The following is a 13,452-nucleotide window of genomic DNA, read 5'->3' as shown; positions in this document are numbered from 1 at the left end:
CCCCCGCGGAGACCTTGAGGAGACGCTCGATGCAGCAGCATCCGCCGCCCGGCGATCCCCCCGCTCCCGCCCTCATCACCACCCGCGAGGAGTTCGCCGCGGCGCTCAGCCGGCTCCGCGAGCGCGCCGGTATCTCCGTACGCGCACTCGCCGCCGCGACCGGCGGGCAGAGCGGCACCATCGGCGACTGGTTCGCCGGGCGCGGGCTGCCCGCCACCTCCTCGCGCGAGCTGCTGGTCAAGGTGCTGCGCGGGTGCGCGGTCACCGACGAGGCCGCCCTGGAGCAGTGGCTGGCGGCCTGGCTGCGGGTACGCCGCCGGCCCGGCCCCCGTCCCGCCGGCCCGGAGCCGTACCGGGGGCTGGCCGGCTTCGCGCGCGAGCACGCCGACTGGTTCTTCGGCCGCGAAGAGGTCACCGCGCGGCTGGTCGCCGAGCTGACCCGGACACCGGCGCCCGCCCGGCCCCTGGTCGTGGTCGGCGCCTCCGGATCGGGCAAGTCCTCGCTCCTGCGGGCGGGCGTGGCGGCCGCGCTGACCGCCGCCGGCCGGCGGGTCGGGACGTTCACCCCCGGCCCCCGCCCGCTCGACGCCCTCGCCGCCCGCGACCCCCGTGCCGACGTGCTGATCGTGGACCAGTTCGAGGAGGTCTTCACCCTCTGCGAGGACGCCGGGGAGCAGCGCCGGTTCATCGACGCGGTGTGCGCGGCGGGCGCCGCAGGACCGGTGGTGCTCGGCCTGCGCGCCGACTTCTACGCCCACGCGATGCGCCACCCGGCGCTGCTGGCCGCCCTCCAGGACGGGCAGGTCACCCTCGGCCCGATGAACGAGCGCGAGTTACGCGACGCCATCGAGAAACCGGCGCTCAAGGCCGGCGTCGACCTGGAGAAGGGCCTGGTCGAGCTGGTGCTGCGCGAGGTCGCGCCGGCCGGGCGCGGCGACGGCGAGGCCCACGAGGCCGGCGCGCTCCCGCTGGTGTCCCACGCCCTGTGGTCCGCCTGGCGCAAGAGCCAGGGACGCATCCTGAGCATCGCCGCCTACCGCGAGGCCGGCGGCATCGACGGCGCAGTCGCGGAGACCGCCGACCAGGTCTACCGGTCGCTGACCGGGACGCAGCAGGCGCTGGCGCGGCGGCTGTTCCTCACGCTGGCCCACATCGCGCCCGACACCGCGACCACCCGCCGCCGCCTGCGACTTCCCGAACTGCTCGCCGAGCTGCACTCCGGCCCCGGCTCCGCCGACGTCGAGGACGTGCTCGGCCGGTTCGTCACCGAACGCCTGATCACGGTAGACGCCGACGGCGTGCGCATCAGCCACGAGGCGCTGCTGTCGGCCTGGCCCGAGCTGAGCTCCTGGCTGGAGGAGGACCGGGCCGGGCTGCCCGTCGGCCGCGACCTCGCCGCCGCGGCCTCCGCCTGGGACAGGGCCGGCCGTACGCAGGACGTCCTCTACCGGGGGACCCGCCTGGCCGTCGCCGCGGCCTGGGCCGACCGGGTGGGCGGCCACAGCGCGCCCGGCCGCCTGGCCCGCGAGTTCCTGGACGCCTCCCTCGCGCTCCAGCGCGCGCAGGCGGACGCCGAACGCCGCGCCGGCCGCCGCCTGCGCGGGCTGGCCGCCGTCCTGGCCGTGCTGCTGGTGCTGAGCGGCACCGCCGTGGTGGTCGCGGTACGCCAGCAACTGCTGGCGGGCCGGCAGCGCGACACGGCCCTGTCGGGCAAGGCCGCCGACGACGCGATCGCCCTGCGGGCCGGCAACCCGGCGCTGGCCGCGCAGCTCGCCCTCGCCGCCCACCGGGTCACGCCGACGGCGGACTCGCGCGGCGCCCTGCTCAGCGCGCTCGCCAATCCGTACGCGACCGTGGCCGGCGGGCACACCGACGCCGTGTACGCCGCGGAGTTCAGCCCCGACGGGCGCCGCCTGGCCAGCGTGAGCCTCGACGGGACGTTGCGCTCGTGGGACGTGGCCGACCGGCTCCGCCCGGCCGCGCTGTCCACGGTGACCGGCGATCCCTCCGGCATCGCCGCGGCGGCGTACAGCCCGGACGGCCGCACCCTCGTCACCGGCGGCAACGACACGACGGCGCGGCTGTGGGACATGACCGCGCCCGGCGGCCCGGCCCAGGTCGCGACGCTGGCCGGGCACACGAAGGGCATCATCGGCGTGGCCTTCACCCCCGACGGCGGGACCGTGGCGACGGCCGGCTACGACCGTACGGCCCGGCTGTGGGACGTCACGGACCCGCGCCACCCAAGCCCCCTGGCCACGGTGGACGCCGGCCCCGCGCCCCTGTCGTCGGTGACCGTCAGCCCGGACGGCCGGACCATGGTCGTCACCGCCTCCGCCGAACAGGTGTCCCTGTGGGACATCACCGACCCGCGCCGGCCGCGGCGGCTGCCGAGCCTGACCGGGCACACCCGCGACGTGCTGGCCGCCGCGATCAGCCGCGACGGCCGGCTGCTGGCGACGGGCGGCTTCGACGACACCGTACGCCTGTGGGACCTCGGCGATCCCCGGCACGTACGCCACCTGGCCACGCTGACCGGGCACGAGAACGGCGTCGTCGCCGTCGCGTTCTCCCCCGACGGGCGCACGCTGGCCACCGGCGGCTACGACCGCACCGTACGGCTGTGGGACGTGTCGGACCCGCAGGACGCCGGCGACCGCGACCCCGCCGTGCTGGCCGGGCACTCCGGCACCGTCTACACCGTGGCCTTCCACCCCGACGGGGCATCCCTCGTCAGCGGCGGCGGGGACGACGCCCTCCGCGTGTGGGACCTGCGCCGGCCGATCCTGGCCGGCCAGAACGGCGACGTGACGGCGCTCGCCTACCGGCCCGACGGCCGCGTCCTCGCCACCGGCAGCTACCGCAGGACCAGGCTGTGGGCGGTGTCCGGCGCCGGGCCCGCCCGTCCGCTCGCCGTCCTGGACGCCCAGCCGGACGTCGTCATGGCCATCGCCTTCTCCCCCGACGGCCGGCTCATGGCCACCGCGAGCCTCGACTTCACCGCGGCCCTGTGGGACGTACGCGATCCCGCCCGTCCGCGCCTGCTCAAGCGGTGGGACGCCGGCACCGGCAACGTGTTCGCCCTGGCGCTCGCCCCCGACGGCCGCACCCTGGCCCTCGCGGGCGAGAAGTTCGACGTCGGCCTGTGGGACGTGGCCGACCCGGGCCGTCCCCGCCTGCTCGCCCGCGCCGCCGGGCACCGCGACGCCGTCAACGCCCTCGCCTTCGCCCCGGACGGGCGGATGCTCGCCTCCGGCGGCGGGGACCGCATGGTGCGGCTGTGGGACGTGACCGACCCGGCCCGCCCGCGCGCCCTCGCCGCCGTGCGGGCGCACGACAAGGGCGTGCTCGCGCTCGCCTTCCGCGGCGACGGGCGCGTCCTCGCCACCGGCGGCGCCGACCGCGCCGCCCGGCTGTGGCGGATGGACGACCCCGCGCACCCGGCACCCGTGGCGGCCCTCGGCACGCACACCGGCAACGTGACCGGGGTGGCGTTCCAGGCCGGCGGGCGGGTGCTCGCGACCGCGAGCGACGACGGCACCGCCAGGTTGTGGGACGTGGCCGACCCGGCCCGGCCGGTCGCCTCGGCCGCGCTCACCGGCCACGCGGACAGCGTGAACGCGGTGGCCTTCGCGCCCGGCGGAACCGTCCTGGCCACCGGCGGCGCCGACTCGACCGTACGCCTGTGGGGCACCGACGCGGACCGGGCCGCCCGGGACGTCTGCGCGCTGGCGTTCCCCGCGATCACGCCGGCCGAATGGCGGCACTACCTGCCGGGCCCGGCCTACCGGCCGCCTTGCTGACGTGAACCTGGCGGCCGGGTTTCCCGACTGTACCGGTGAACGACGGGAGGACGGGATGACCGACGAGCTGTTGATCGTGCGTTGCCAGCTCGGCGAGCACGACGCGCTCACCGAGCTGGTGCGCTCCTGGCACGAGCCGGTGCGGACGTACGTGCGCGGGATGCTGGGCGCGGAACGCGCCGACGACGTGACCCAGGAGGTCTGGCTGGCGGTGATCCGCGGGCTGCCGCGGCTGAGGGAGCCGGGGCGGTTCGCGCCCTGGTTGTTCACGATCGCCAGGCGGGCCGTGACCGACCGGCTGCGCCAGGAGTACAGCGTGGCCGAGGCCGGCGCGCAGCAGGAGCCGGTCACCGAGGACGCCGCCGGCGTCGTGGTGGAGCGCGCCACGCTGATCGCCGCCCTGTCCCGCCTGCCCGTACGGGAGCGGGAGGTCCTGGTGCTGTTCTACCTGGAGGACCTGTCGCTGGAGGACTGCGCCGAGATCTGCGCCGTGCCGGTCGGCACGGTCAAGTCACGCCTCAACCGCGCCCGTCGCCTGCTGCGCGACCACCTGACGGAGAAGGGATCGAAGCGATGAACGACGAGCCGAACCTGTCCGCCGACGAGATGATCGGCCGGCTGTCGCCGGTGCTGTCGCCGTGGCGGCGGCTGCGCGGTGTCGTGGCCCTGGTGAGCGGGCTGGCCGGAGCCGTGTGCGCGGGGTCGTTGTGGGCGACCGAGCCGGCCGCGCTGCCGGGCCGTACCCGTCTGGCCTTCGCCGTGTTCACCCTGGTGTGCCTGGCCTGGGCCGGGTACGGTGGCTGGCTGGTCACCCGGCGCACGCCGCTGCTGGCGCTGGACCGGGTGGTCGCGGGGTGGTTCGCCCTGGCCGCGTCGGTCGCCACCACTGTGATCATCGTGGTGGCGGCCGTGCAGCGGGGCGCGGGCCTCGCTCCCGCCCTGGCGACCGGCGCGGTCGTCACCGCCGTGTCCGCCGTCCTCGTCGTACGGGCTCACGTCCGGCGGGCCGCGCTGCTGCGCCGCAAGCGGGAGCTGTCCGGACGGGACGCGCCGTGAGGCCCTCGCGGTTCGCCGGCATGCACTCAGGGGAGTACTCACCTCACTTGACGTGATGATCCCGGAGGCACGATGCGCCCGACCCGACCCGACCTCCCCCTGCTGGCCGTCGCCGTGGGGCTGCTGGTGGCGGTGATGCTGTGGGGCGCGATCTTCACCGAGTCGCTGGCCACGGCCGGCAGCGCCGCGCTCGGGTGGGTGCTGGGCAACCTCGGCTGGCTGTTCGTCGTGGCCGCCGACTTCTTCCTGGTGCTGGCCGTCGTGCTCGCGCTCAGCCGGTTCGGCAGGATCCGGCTCGGCGCGGACGACGACGTACCGGAGTTCACCAATCTCGCCTGGACCGCGATGATGTTCAGCTCCGGGATGGGCATCGGGCTGATGTTCTACGGCGTCGCCGAACCGCTGACCCACCTGCTCAGCCCGCCGCCCGACCTGGGTCTCGTGGGGGGCTCGCCCCAGGCCGCGCGCACCGCGATGGAGTACTCCCTGTTCCACTGGACCCTGCACCCCTGGGCGATCTACGCGATCACCGGCATGGCCCTGGCCTACTCCACCTTCCGCAAGGGGCGGGGCAACCGGTTCAGCGAGGCGTTCACCCCGCTGTTCGGGGGCCGGCCCAGGCCGGTGGTGGGGCGCATGCTGGATCTACTGGCCGTCCTGGCCACGGTCTTCGGCACCGCGACCAGCCTGGGGCTGGGGACGCTCCAGGTGAGGTACGGCGTCAACGAGCTGTTCGGGCTCGGCGGGCGGCGGCTGGAGGTGATCGTCATCGTCGTCCTGACGGCCGGGTTCGTCGTCTCGGCGGCCAGCGGGGTGCATCGCGGCGTGCGCGTCCTCAGCACGCTCAACGTCTATCTGGCCGCCCTGCTGGCCCTGTTCATCTTCGTCTTCGGCCCGACCGTGGCGGTGCTCGACCTGATCCCCGCCTCGCTCGGCGGCTACCTGAACGACCTGCTCGCGATGGCGTCGCGGACGGGGGCGTTCGTCGACAAGAACTGGCTCGGCACGTGGACGATCTTCTACTGGGCGTGGTGGATGTCCTGGGCGCCGTTCGTGGGCGCCTTCATCGCCCGGGTCTCCCGGGGCCGGACGATCCGCGAGTTCGTCGTCGGCGTGCTGCTCATCCCCTCCGGCGCCAGCGTGCTCTGGTTCTCGATCAGCGGCGGGAGCGCCGTACGGATGCAGCTGTCGGGCGCGGCCGACTTCACCGGGAAGATCGCGGAAGGGGCGGAGGCGGCGATGTTCGCGCTCCTCGGCCAGCTGCCGCTCGCCACGCTCGCCACCGCGATCACCGCGCTCCTCATCGCGCTCTACTTCGTCACCAGCGCGGACTCGGCCTCCCTGGTGCTCGGCTCGCTCTCCAGCCGGGGCTCGCTCCACCCGCCCCGGCCCCTGGTGGTGATGTGGGGGGTGCTGGTCGGGGCGATCGCGCTGGTGCTGCTGCTGGCCGGTGGGCTGGAGGCGTTGCAGCAGGCCACGATCCTGGTCGCGCTGCCGTTCGTGCTCGTCATGCTCCTGCTCTGCGCGGCGCTGGTGAAGGAGCTGCGCGAGGATCCGGGCGCGGGGCCGCTGCGCCACCCGCACCCGCACGGGTTGCCGGACGCCCTCCGCCGGCTCAGCGGCGAGGACGACGGGAAGTGAGGCGGCGGCGGGCCGCCGTCACTTCCCGGCCTTGCCGCTGATGGACTCCTGGTAGATGTCCGCGTAGGTGCGCGAGTCCTTGATCAGGTCGTCGGCGAAGGCGGCGACGTCGTCGCCGATGAGCTCCAGGACTCCCTTGCCGTCCGCGACGCCCTCCTCGAAGAAGTCGACGATCCCCGAGAGCAGGGACCCGCCGACCAGATCGACCGGTCCGACCTTGAAGTAGTACCTCTGCATCTCCTTGTAGACGACCTGGTAGTCCGGCGGGAGCGCCTTGACGCGCGCCATGTGCGCCCGCCACTGTTTCTTGCCCTCGATGATGTCCCGGATGCTCATGTCAGCCTCCCAGCCGGCCCAGTTTCCTCGCCACGTTCCTGTTCAACTGCTCGCGCCACCGGTCGCGATAGTTCCGGGCCCCTCTTCCGCCGGCCAGCGCCGCGCAGAAGCCCGCGATGTCGTCGCCCAGCACCTCGTGAATGCTCTGCCCGTCGGCCGCCGTCTCTTCGAGCAGCGCCAGAGCACCGTCGAGAATCGGCATCAGGTTGCGGCCGGTGAAGTCCGAGTAGAGGGAGACATGTCCCTTGATCTCTTCCCACGCCGCCCGGTGGTCGGCCGGCAATGCCGCGGCCCGGACTTCGAGCGCCTTCCAGTCCCTGGTGATGTCGTTGCCGGTGATGGTGTCCCAGAAGTTCATCTCCCGCCCTCCTTGAGCTTGTCGAGCCGTGATGTGATGTACTCCCATTTCGCCCAGAAGGTCGCGAGCTCCGCGCGTCCCGCGTCGTTGAGCGCGTAGAACTTGCGCGGCGGGCCCACCCCGGACGGTCGTTTCGTCACCTGGACGAGCCCGTTCTTCTCCAGCCGCAGCAGGATGGTGTAGACGGTCCCTTCGACGACGTCGGCGAAGCCGAGTTCGTTCAGCCGGCGCGTGATGGCGTAGCCGTAGGTCTCCTCGCTGCCGATGATCTCGAGCACGCAGCCTTCGAGCGTGCCTTTCAGCATCTCCGTCAGGCCGTCCATCGCACACCCTCTTCGATCTCCAGGTACTCAGTAGCACCGAGTACCACTATACAGTGCCACAGAGTAGTGTGCCAGCGGCTCTCTAGCTTCGGGAGACGAACTGCGCCGCCGACGGCGCACGCTCGGGATCGGTGATCCACTGCGCGGCGAGCCCCACCAGCAGGGCATAGTAGTGCGACCCGACCGCCTGGACCCGCGCCGGATCGCTCTCCGGCCCGAGCCCCGCGAACGCCCGCGCCAGCGACGCCCGGGCCAGCTCCTGGCCGCCGGCGATCATGGCGCGGATCTCCTCGTCCTGCCGCGCCGACGCGACGGACTCGAAGTTCACGAACCAGAGCGACCGGTTGGCCTGGATCGACTCGATGATCCGGCCCCACAGGGCCTCCTCGCCCCCGGGCTCCGCGAGCACCGCGAACAGCAGCTCGCCCCACTCCGCGTTGAGATCGCGCAGGGCCCGGGTGAGCAACTGCTCCTTGGACCCGAAGTGGTAGTTGATCGACGCCTGGTTCGCCCCCGACGCCGCGACCAGGTCGCGCACGGTCGTGTGCGCATACCCCTTCGTCAGCAGACAGTCGCGGGCCGCCGTCAGCAGCTTGTCCTTCGCACTCACATCCCCTACCGTATCAAATAAACGTTCGTTTGAAACGTTCATTTAAGCTGATCGTTCACATCCTCGGGAGAACCGCATGACCCCGTACTCCACCCCGGCCACCCTCGCCCCGCCCCTGCTCCGCATCCGCGCCCTGCACTGCGAATATCCGGGCGAGGCCGGGCCCGTGCACGCGCTGCGCGGCATCGACCTCGACGTCCCCAGGTCGTCCTTCATCGCGATCATGGGGCCCTCGGGCTCCGGCAAGACCACTCTCCTGCACTGCGCCGCCGGGCTGCAGCGGCCGACCTCGGGCGCCGTCGAGCTCGACGGGCAGGACCTGAGCGGGCTCGACCAGACCCAGCTCGCCCGGTTGCGCCGGCGCCGCGTCGGGTTCGTGTTCCAGTCGTTCAACCTGCTGCCCGCGCTGTCGGCCGTCGACAACGTCGAGCTCCCGCTACGCCTCGACGCCCGCAGGACCGATCCGGCCCGCACGAACGGGCTGCTCACCCGCGTCGGGCTCGGCAACCGGGGCGGTCACCGTCCCCATCAGCTCTCCGGCGGCCAGAAGCAGCGCGTCGCGGTCGCCCGGGCGCTGATCACCGAGCCGGACATCGTCTTCGCCGACGAGCCGACCGGCGCCCTCGACATCCGCAGCGCCAGGGAGGTGCTCCGCCTCATGCGCGAGCTGGCGGACCACGGCCAGACGATCATCATGGTCACGCACGACCCGGTCGCCGCCTCCTACTCCGACGTCGTCCTCTTCCTCGCCGACGGGCGGATCGTCGACCACCTCCCGCGTCCGAGCGCCCAGCAGGTCGCCGGCCGGATGGCCGTCCTGGTCGAGTCTGCGGAGCAGGCCGCGAACGAGGCGGCGGTGAACTGATGCTCAAGCTCGCCATCCGCTCCTTCGCGCATCACCGCGCCGGCGCGGTCGCCACCGGTCTCGTGGCGCTCGTCGGCATGATCCTGGTCACGGCCATGACGAGCCTGCTGGGCACGGGGCTGGCCGCCGGCACGGCCGCCGCCGACCGTGCCTTCCTGGTGCAGTTCCCGCTCATCATGGGGGGCTGGGTCATCGCGATCGTCCTGTTCGCGATGGTTTCGACGATCAGCGTGGCGCTCGGCGGGCGGGCCGGGGAGATCGCCGGCCTCCGTCTCATCGGCGCGAGCCCGCACCAGGTCCAGCGCCTGCTCGTCATCGAGACGGCGGCCGTCTCGGCCGTCGCGGCCCTGCCCGGCCTGGCCGGCGGCCACCTCGTCGGCTGGGCCGTCATGCGCGGCATCCGCTCGGCCGGGCTCACCGACCCGGCCTCGGTCTACGCGCCCGGGGTGCTCCTGCCCGTACTCGGCGTGCTCGTCGTGCTGGCCGCGAGCGTGCTCGCCGCCTGGATCGGCAGCCGCGCCCTCGCCCGCCGCAGCCCCGTCGCCGACGCGGCCCCGCCCCCGCGCCGCCGTACGGGACGGCGCCCAGGTGGCCGCCGCCGCCTCGCCGCCGTCAGCACGATCGTCGCCGGTCTCGGCTCCTCGGCCGCGGTGCTCGGCATGGACCCGGCCGACGTCCGTACGACGGCGATGACCGGGCCTGGCTGCGTGCTCGTCGCCGTCGGCCTGTGCGTCCTCGCGCCCGAGCTGGTCGCCGCGGCGAACGCCACGCTCAGAGCCTTCCGCGGGGCGGACGGCGCCGCCTCCTCCCATCTGGCCGCGATCAACCTCTCCGCCGCACCCGACCGGGTACGCCCGGCCGTCACCTTCCTCACCCTCTTCGTCGGCGTCGCCGCGGGCACGCTCAGCATGCAGGGCATCGAGAACTCGGCCGGCACGACGGACGGCACGGGCCAGGTCCTCGCCTCGATCAACTACTTCGTCGTCGCCCTGATCGCGGCGTTCATGGGCATCGCCCTCACCAACAACCTCGTCGCGTCCATCACCCGGCGGCGTGCCGAGTTCGCGGTCATGTCCCTCATCGGCTCGACCCGCGCCCAGACCCACCGCATGCTGGTCGGGGAGATGGCCGCGGCCACCGCCGTCAGCGTCGCCGCCGGCAGCGGGGGCGCCTTTCTCAGCGTCCTCCCCTTCGCCCTCGTCAAGACGGGCAACCCGCTGGCGGCGGCCGCGCCCCTCCCGTACGCGCTCACGATCCTGATCGGGACGGGCGTCACCCTCGGCGTCTCGTCCCTCGTCGGGAGCCGCGTCATCCGCACGGCGTCACCCTGAAACGCCCGGCAGATGTCCTCCCCGCGCCCTGGGCCGGGCCCCGCGGCCGCTGAAGGATGAAGCGCGTCAGCCCTGGAGAAGGACGCGAAGGAGACGCGATGCGAAGGTTCGCACAGATGCTGGCCGCGGCGGCGGGCGGCGCGATGGTCCTCGCCGGACTCGCCGCCCCCGCGCACGCCGAAGTCTGGAACTGCTTCAGCTCGGTGAACACGACGACGAACGTGGCGGGGGCGTTCTGCGCCAGCGGCTTCGGCAGCTACCGGGTGGCCGCCACGTGCAACTCGGCGCACTACCCCTACACGAGGACAGTGGTCGGCCCCTGGGTCACCAAGGCCTCCGGCCAGTCGGGACCTGCCTCCACGGTCTCCGGCGACTCCCAGGGCTGCCACGTCGTCAAGGCCTGGACGCAGTTCCCGTAGGCCGGGCGCGGGGTTCCGGCTGGTGACCGGAACCCCGTCGCCGGGCGGGCGGCGTCGCTCAGCGGGAGAAGACCGCGCTGTGCAGGTCCACCGGGTTGGCGGCGTCGCCGGTGGTCACGCCGTACACGGCGGTGAAGCCGTCGCCGGTCGAGACCAGGCCCGTGTAGTCGCCGAGCAGGCGTCCCACGCTGGTCAGCGGGACCTTGCGCGCGTCGAACGGGCCCTCGAGGTGCTGCTCACGCCACGAGCCGCCCCGCGTGCAGTTGCTCGCGCAGGTCACGGCCCACACGTCGGTGGGCAGGCCGGCGTCGGGGGTGTTGTTGCGGAAGTCGTAGTACGTGACCGCCACGGTGCCCGTCCTGGACACGGCCACAGCCGGTACGGCGGCCGAACCCGTGGGCGTCCTGTCCACCCGCACCGGGCTGGACCACGTCTGCCCGCCGTCCGCCGATCGCGCGTAGGCCACGTGGAAGGTGCCGTCGGCGGCCTGGCTCGGCCAGACGAGGTGGACCGTCCGGGTGCCCGGCTGGGCGGCCAGCAGCGGCAGGGCCGCGTTACGGATGGGATCGCCCGAGTTGTCCGGGTCGGGGATGCGGGGGCCGACCGCCATCGGGGCCGGGACGTTCAGGGTCGGCGCCGACCAGGTCCGGCCGCCGTCGGTGGAGCGGATGACCTGGGTGAAGCCCTCGTCGGTGGTCTCGTGGTGCATGCCGATCAGCAGCGTGCCGTCCGGGAGCGCGACCAGCTGGGTGCCGATGACGCCGCTGTTGGCCGGCACGTCGAACACCTTGCTCGTGGTCCACGTACGCCCGTCGTCGGTCGACTTGGCCAGGTAGACCGGCTGGACCCAGTTCGGCGCCGTGTCGGTCGACTGGTCGTCGATGCGGTCCCACACCGCGTACACGACGCCGGGCCGGTAGGGGTCGGCGGTCACCGACGGGCGGTCGTTGAAGAAGCGCACGTCGTCGTCGCGCTGCAGCGTGACCGGCGCGCCCCAGGTGCGGCCGCCGTCGGCGGACCGGGACACCAGGATGGCCGTCACGTCGCCGGCGCGCGACATCGACAACGACGCGGCGATCGCCGCGCCGGACGGGGTGACCGTGACCCAGTGGTCCGTCGTGACGTCGTAGTCGCCGCCGTTGGCCGGCGTGCCGCCGTTGCAGCGGGAGAAGGCGGGCAGGTTCGTGGAGGTCTTCCAGGTCAGGCCGCGGTCCTCCGACACCGCGGCGAGCGCGCCGTTGCTGCCGTAGCGGTTCCAGCGGTCCTGCTGGAACACGGTGACCAGGCGCTGCGGCCGCTTCGGGTCCACCGCGAGCGACGGCAGGACCTCGGTGTTCGGGTTGAGGACGTAGCCGTCGGCCGGGGGCCCGCCGCAGTCGGCGGGCAGCGGGCTGACGCCGGAAACCGGCCGCACGACGGCCGCCTGGCTGCTCGCGTCATCGGCGGCGGCGGGCTGCGCGATGACAGTGGTGAGGAGGACGGCCGTTGCGGTCAACCATGCCTTGGGGCGTCGGATCACGTGCTTGTTCCTCGATTTCGTCGGCGGTCGTGGGAAATGCCGCAGAGGACATTACAACGACAAGATCACCTATGTCTGGACATTGACCGTAATGGCCTGTCGGAGCCCTGTGACCTGCGCGTTCCGGCCGTCGCGCCATCGACAGCGTTCTCAACTGGCGAGCCCGGAGCGTGGTCAGACCGTGCGTCTCCGTGACCGCGCCGTTCTTGCGCAGGTCCACTCCCCCGGCTCGATCGCTCCAGTCGCTGAGACGAGCGGCACCCGTCCGGCTTCGTCGGCGGTGGGAGGATGAGGTGCATGTATGTCCGTGAAGCCGGAAACGCACACGCTCCTCCCCTCCTGCTGCTGCACGGTGGCGGCGTCGCGGGATGGATGTGGCGTCCGGCGCTGGAACGGCTCGGAACGAAAGCCCGCGTGATCATCCCCGATCTCCCCGGCCACGGCAGCAGCGCGGCGGAGCCGTATCGATCACACGAGGTGACCGTCCAAGCCCTGGCGAGGGTCCTGGAGGAACGCGCGCCGCACGGCGCGACGGTCGCCGGGTTCTCGTTGGGCGCGCAGCTCACGATCCTCCTCGCCGCGGCCCGGCCCGATCTCGTCACCAGCGCCGTCGTCGTGAGCGCGCAGGCGCGGCCTCTCCGGTTCCCGCAGGCGACCCTCGGGCTCCTCGCCGCGACCGCACCGCTCGCACGACAGCGGTGGTTCGCGAAGCTCCAGGCGAAGCAATTGTTCATCCCGGACGAGCTCCTGGCCGACTACGTCCGCGACAGCGCTCGTACAAGCCGTGAGACTCTTCTCGCGGGCGTCGGCGAGAACATCCGCTTCACCCTCCCCGCCGGCTGGGCCGACTTCAAGAACCCGGCACTGGTGATGGTGGGCGAGCGTGAGCGGAAGCTCATGCACACCTCCGCACGCACCATCCACGACTCCCTCCCGGGCAGCGAGATGATCTCCGTACCGCGATGCGGCCACGGCATACCCCTGCAGCGCCCGGGCCTGTTCGCCCAGCTCCTGGCCGACAGAATGTGAACACCTTGGAGGAGGCCGAAGGTGGACGGCCCGCAGCTCGCCTCCCGACTGGAGCGGGCTGCACGGGATTCCGCCACTTCTCCTGTCACCGCTCACCGAGGTCGAGTGGGATTGATGTTCGGCGTCCTGAGTGCCACCAAGCCCGCTGAGCCTTCGATGACG

Annotated in this window: 13 protein-coding genes; 8 read left to right on the top strand and 5 right to left on the bottom strand. The window is 73.1% G+C overall.

The genetic code is table 11. The annotated features are described in order from the left end of the window. Positions 1-29 precede the first annotated feature (29 nt). The 4 genes from ACBR40_RS07765 (at position 30) to ACBR40_RS07750 (ending at position 6,500) form a co-directional block, all read left to right on the top strand. A complete protein-coding gene (locus tag ACBR40_RS07765) occupies positions 30-3,803 on the top strand; it encodes a hypothetical protein (protein WP_371248064.1) in 3,774 nt (1,257 codons plus the stop codon). Between the two features lie 55 nt (positions 3,804-3,858). Continuing rightward, positions 3,859-4,380: an RNA polymerase sigma factor gene (locus tag ACBR40_RS07760; RefSeq protein WP_371248063.1), complete on the top strand. Its 522-nt coding sequence runs from the start codon at positions 3,859-3,861 to the stop codon at positions 4,378-4,380. Continuing rightward, on the top strand, positions 4,377-4,859 hold the full coding sequence (locus ACBR40_RS07755; protein ID WP_344207509.1) for a hypothetical protein: 483 nt from the start codon (positions 4,377-4,379) through the stop codon (positions 4,857-4,859). Before ACBR40_RS07760 ends, ACBR40_RS07755 begins: the two co-directional genes overlap by 4 nt. A gap of 72 nt (positions 4,860-4,931) precedes the next feature. Next, positions 4,932-6,500: a BCCT family transporter gene (locus ACBR40_RS07750; protein WP_371248062.1), complete on the top strand. Its 1,569-nt coding sequence runs from the start codon at positions 4,932-4,934 to the stop codon at positions 6,498-6,500. A gap of 18 nt (positions 6,501-6,518) precedes the next feature. On the opposite strand, the gene ACBR40_RS07745 is transcribed toward ACBR40_RS07750, so the two are convergent. From ACBR40_RS07745 to ACBR40_RS07730, 4 genes are all read right to left on the bottom strand, one after another. Continuing rightward, positions 6,519-6,836 (bottom strand): DUF1048 domain-containing protein, encoded by a 318-nt coding sequence (locus tag ACBR40_RS07745; RefSeq protein ID WP_371248061.1) that lies wholly within the window; start codon positions 6,834-6,836, stop codon positions 6,519-6,521. Position 6,837: 1 nt separating this feature from the next. Next, the gene (locus ACBR40_RS07740) at positions 6,838-7,194 is read right to left on the bottom strand and encodes a DUF1048 domain-containing protein (RefSeq protein WP_344207512.1); all 357 of its coding nucleotides are present in this window, start codon (positions 7,192-7,194) and stop codon (positions 6,838-6,840) included. Continuing rightward, positions 7,191-7,517, bottom strand: coding sequence for a PadR family transcriptional regulator (locus ACBR40_RS07735; RefSeq protein WP_329593557.1), 327 nt, complete (start codon positions 7,515-7,517; stop codon positions 7,191-7,193). The genes ACBR40_RS07740 and ACBR40_RS07735 overlap by 4 nt, the downstream gene beginning before the upstream one ends. Positions 7,518-7,599: 82 nt before the next feature. Further along, positions 7,600-8,127 carry a TetR/AcrR family transcriptional regulator gene (locus ACBR40_RS07730; protein WP_344207513.1) on the bottom strand — a complete coding sequence of 176 codons (528 nt, stop codon included), beginning with the start codon at positions 8,125-8,127 and terminating at the stop codon, positions 7,600-7,602. Between the two features lie 76 nt (positions 8,128-8,203). Between ACBR40_RS07730 and ACBR40_RS07725 the strand changes: the two genes are divergently transcribed. The 3 genes from ACBR40_RS07725 to ACBR40_RS07715 all read left to right on the top strand — a co-directional run bounded on the left by ACBR40_RS07725 (position 8,204) and on the right by ACBR40_RS07715 (position 10,742). Next, positions 8,204-8,992: an ABC transporter ATP-binding protein gene (locus ACBR40_RS07725; RefSeq protein ID WP_371248060.1), complete on the top strand. Its 789-nt coding sequence runs from the start codon at positions 8,204-8,206 to the stop codon at positions 8,990-8,992. Next, positions 8,992-10,323, top strand: a complete 1,332-nt coding sequence (locus tag ACBR40_RS07720) for an FtsX-like permease family protein (RefSeq protein ID WP_344207515.1) — start codon at positions 8,992-8,994, stop codon at positions 10,321-10,323. Before ACBR40_RS07725 ends, ACBR40_RS07720 begins: the two co-directional genes overlap by 1 nt. A gap of 98 nt (positions 10,324-10,421) precedes the next feature. Continuing rightward, entirely contained in the window at positions 10,422-10,742 is a 321-nt protein-coding gene (locus tag ACBR40_RS07715) for a hypothetical protein (protein ID WP_344207516.1), read from the top strand. Between the two features lie 58 nt (positions 10,743-10,800). Here ACBR40_RS07715 and ACBR40_RS07710 read toward each other — a convergent pair whose 3' ends face one another. After that, positions 10,801-12,261, bottom strand: coding sequence for a sialidase family protein (locus ACBR40_RS07710; RefSeq protein ID WP_371248059.1), 1,461 nt, complete (start codon positions 12,259-12,261; stop codon positions 10,801-10,803). Between the two features lie 288 nt (positions 12,262-12,549). On the opposite strand from ACBR40_RS07710, the gene ACBR40_RS07705 reads away from it, so the two are divergent. Beyond that, complete coding sequence (locus ACBR40_RS07705) at positions 12,550-13,290, top strand: alpha/beta fold hydrolase (protein ID WP_371248058.1); 741 nt, start codon at positions 12,550-12,552, stop codon at positions 13,288-13,290. Positions 13,291-13,452 lie beyond the last annotated feature (162 nt).

Source organism: Nonomuraea sp. AD125B, assembly GCF_041402765.1.
Classification (GTDB): domain Bacteria; phylum Actinomycetota; class Actinomycetes; order Streptosporangiales; family Streptosporangiaceae; genus Nonomuraea; species Nonomuraea bangladeshensis.
This window is presented reverse-complemented; position numbering and strand designations above follow the sequence as displayed.

Bases quoted from the DNA above. Each gene is read 5' to 3' on its own strand.
- ACBR40_RS07705 (WP_371248058.1), top strand. From the start codon at position 12,550: ATGAGGTGCATGTATGTCCGTGAAGCCGGAAACGCACACGCTCCTCCC.
- ACBR40_RS07765 (WP_371248064.1), top strand. From the start codon at position 30: ATGCAGCAGCATCCGCCGCCCGGCGATCCCCCCGCTCCCGCCCTCATC.
- ACBR40_RS07760 (WP_371248063.1), top strand. From the start codon at position 3,859: ATGACCGACGAGCTGTTGATCGTGCGTTGCCAGCTCGGCGAGCACGAC.
- ACBR40_RS07715 (WP_344207516.1), top strand. From the start codon at position 10,422: ATGCGAAGGTTCGCACAGATGCTGGCCGCGGCGGCGGGCGGCGCGATG.
- ACBR40_RS07755 (WP_344207509.1), top strand. From the start codon at position 4,377: ATGAACGACGAGCCGAACCTGTCCGCCGACGAGATGATCGGCCGGCTG.
- ACBR40_RS07750 (WP_371248062.1), top strand. From the start codon at position 4,932: ATGCGCCCGACCCGACCCGACCTCCCCCTGCTGGCCGTCGCCGTGGGG.
- ACBR40_RS07740 (WP_344207512.1), bottom strand. From the start codon at position 7,194: ATGAACTTCTGGGACACCATCACCGGCAACGACATCACCAGGGACTGG.
- ACBR40_RS07735 (WP_329593557.1), bottom strand. From the start codon at position 7,517: ATGGACGGCCTGACGGAGATGCTGAAAGGCACGCTCGAAGGCTGCGTG.
- ACBR40_RS07745 (WP_371248061.1), bottom strand. From the start codon at position 6,836: ATGAGCATCCGGGACATCATCGAGGGCAAGAAACAGTGGCGGGCGCAC.
- ACBR40_RS07725 (WP_371248060.1), top strand. From the start codon at position 8,204: ATGACCCCGTACTCCACCCCGGCCACCCTCGCCCCGCCCCTGCTCCGC.
- ACBR40_RS07720 (WP_344207515.1), top strand. From the start codon at position 8,992: ATGCTCAAGCTCGCCATCCGCTCCTTCGCGCATCACCGCGCCGGCGCG.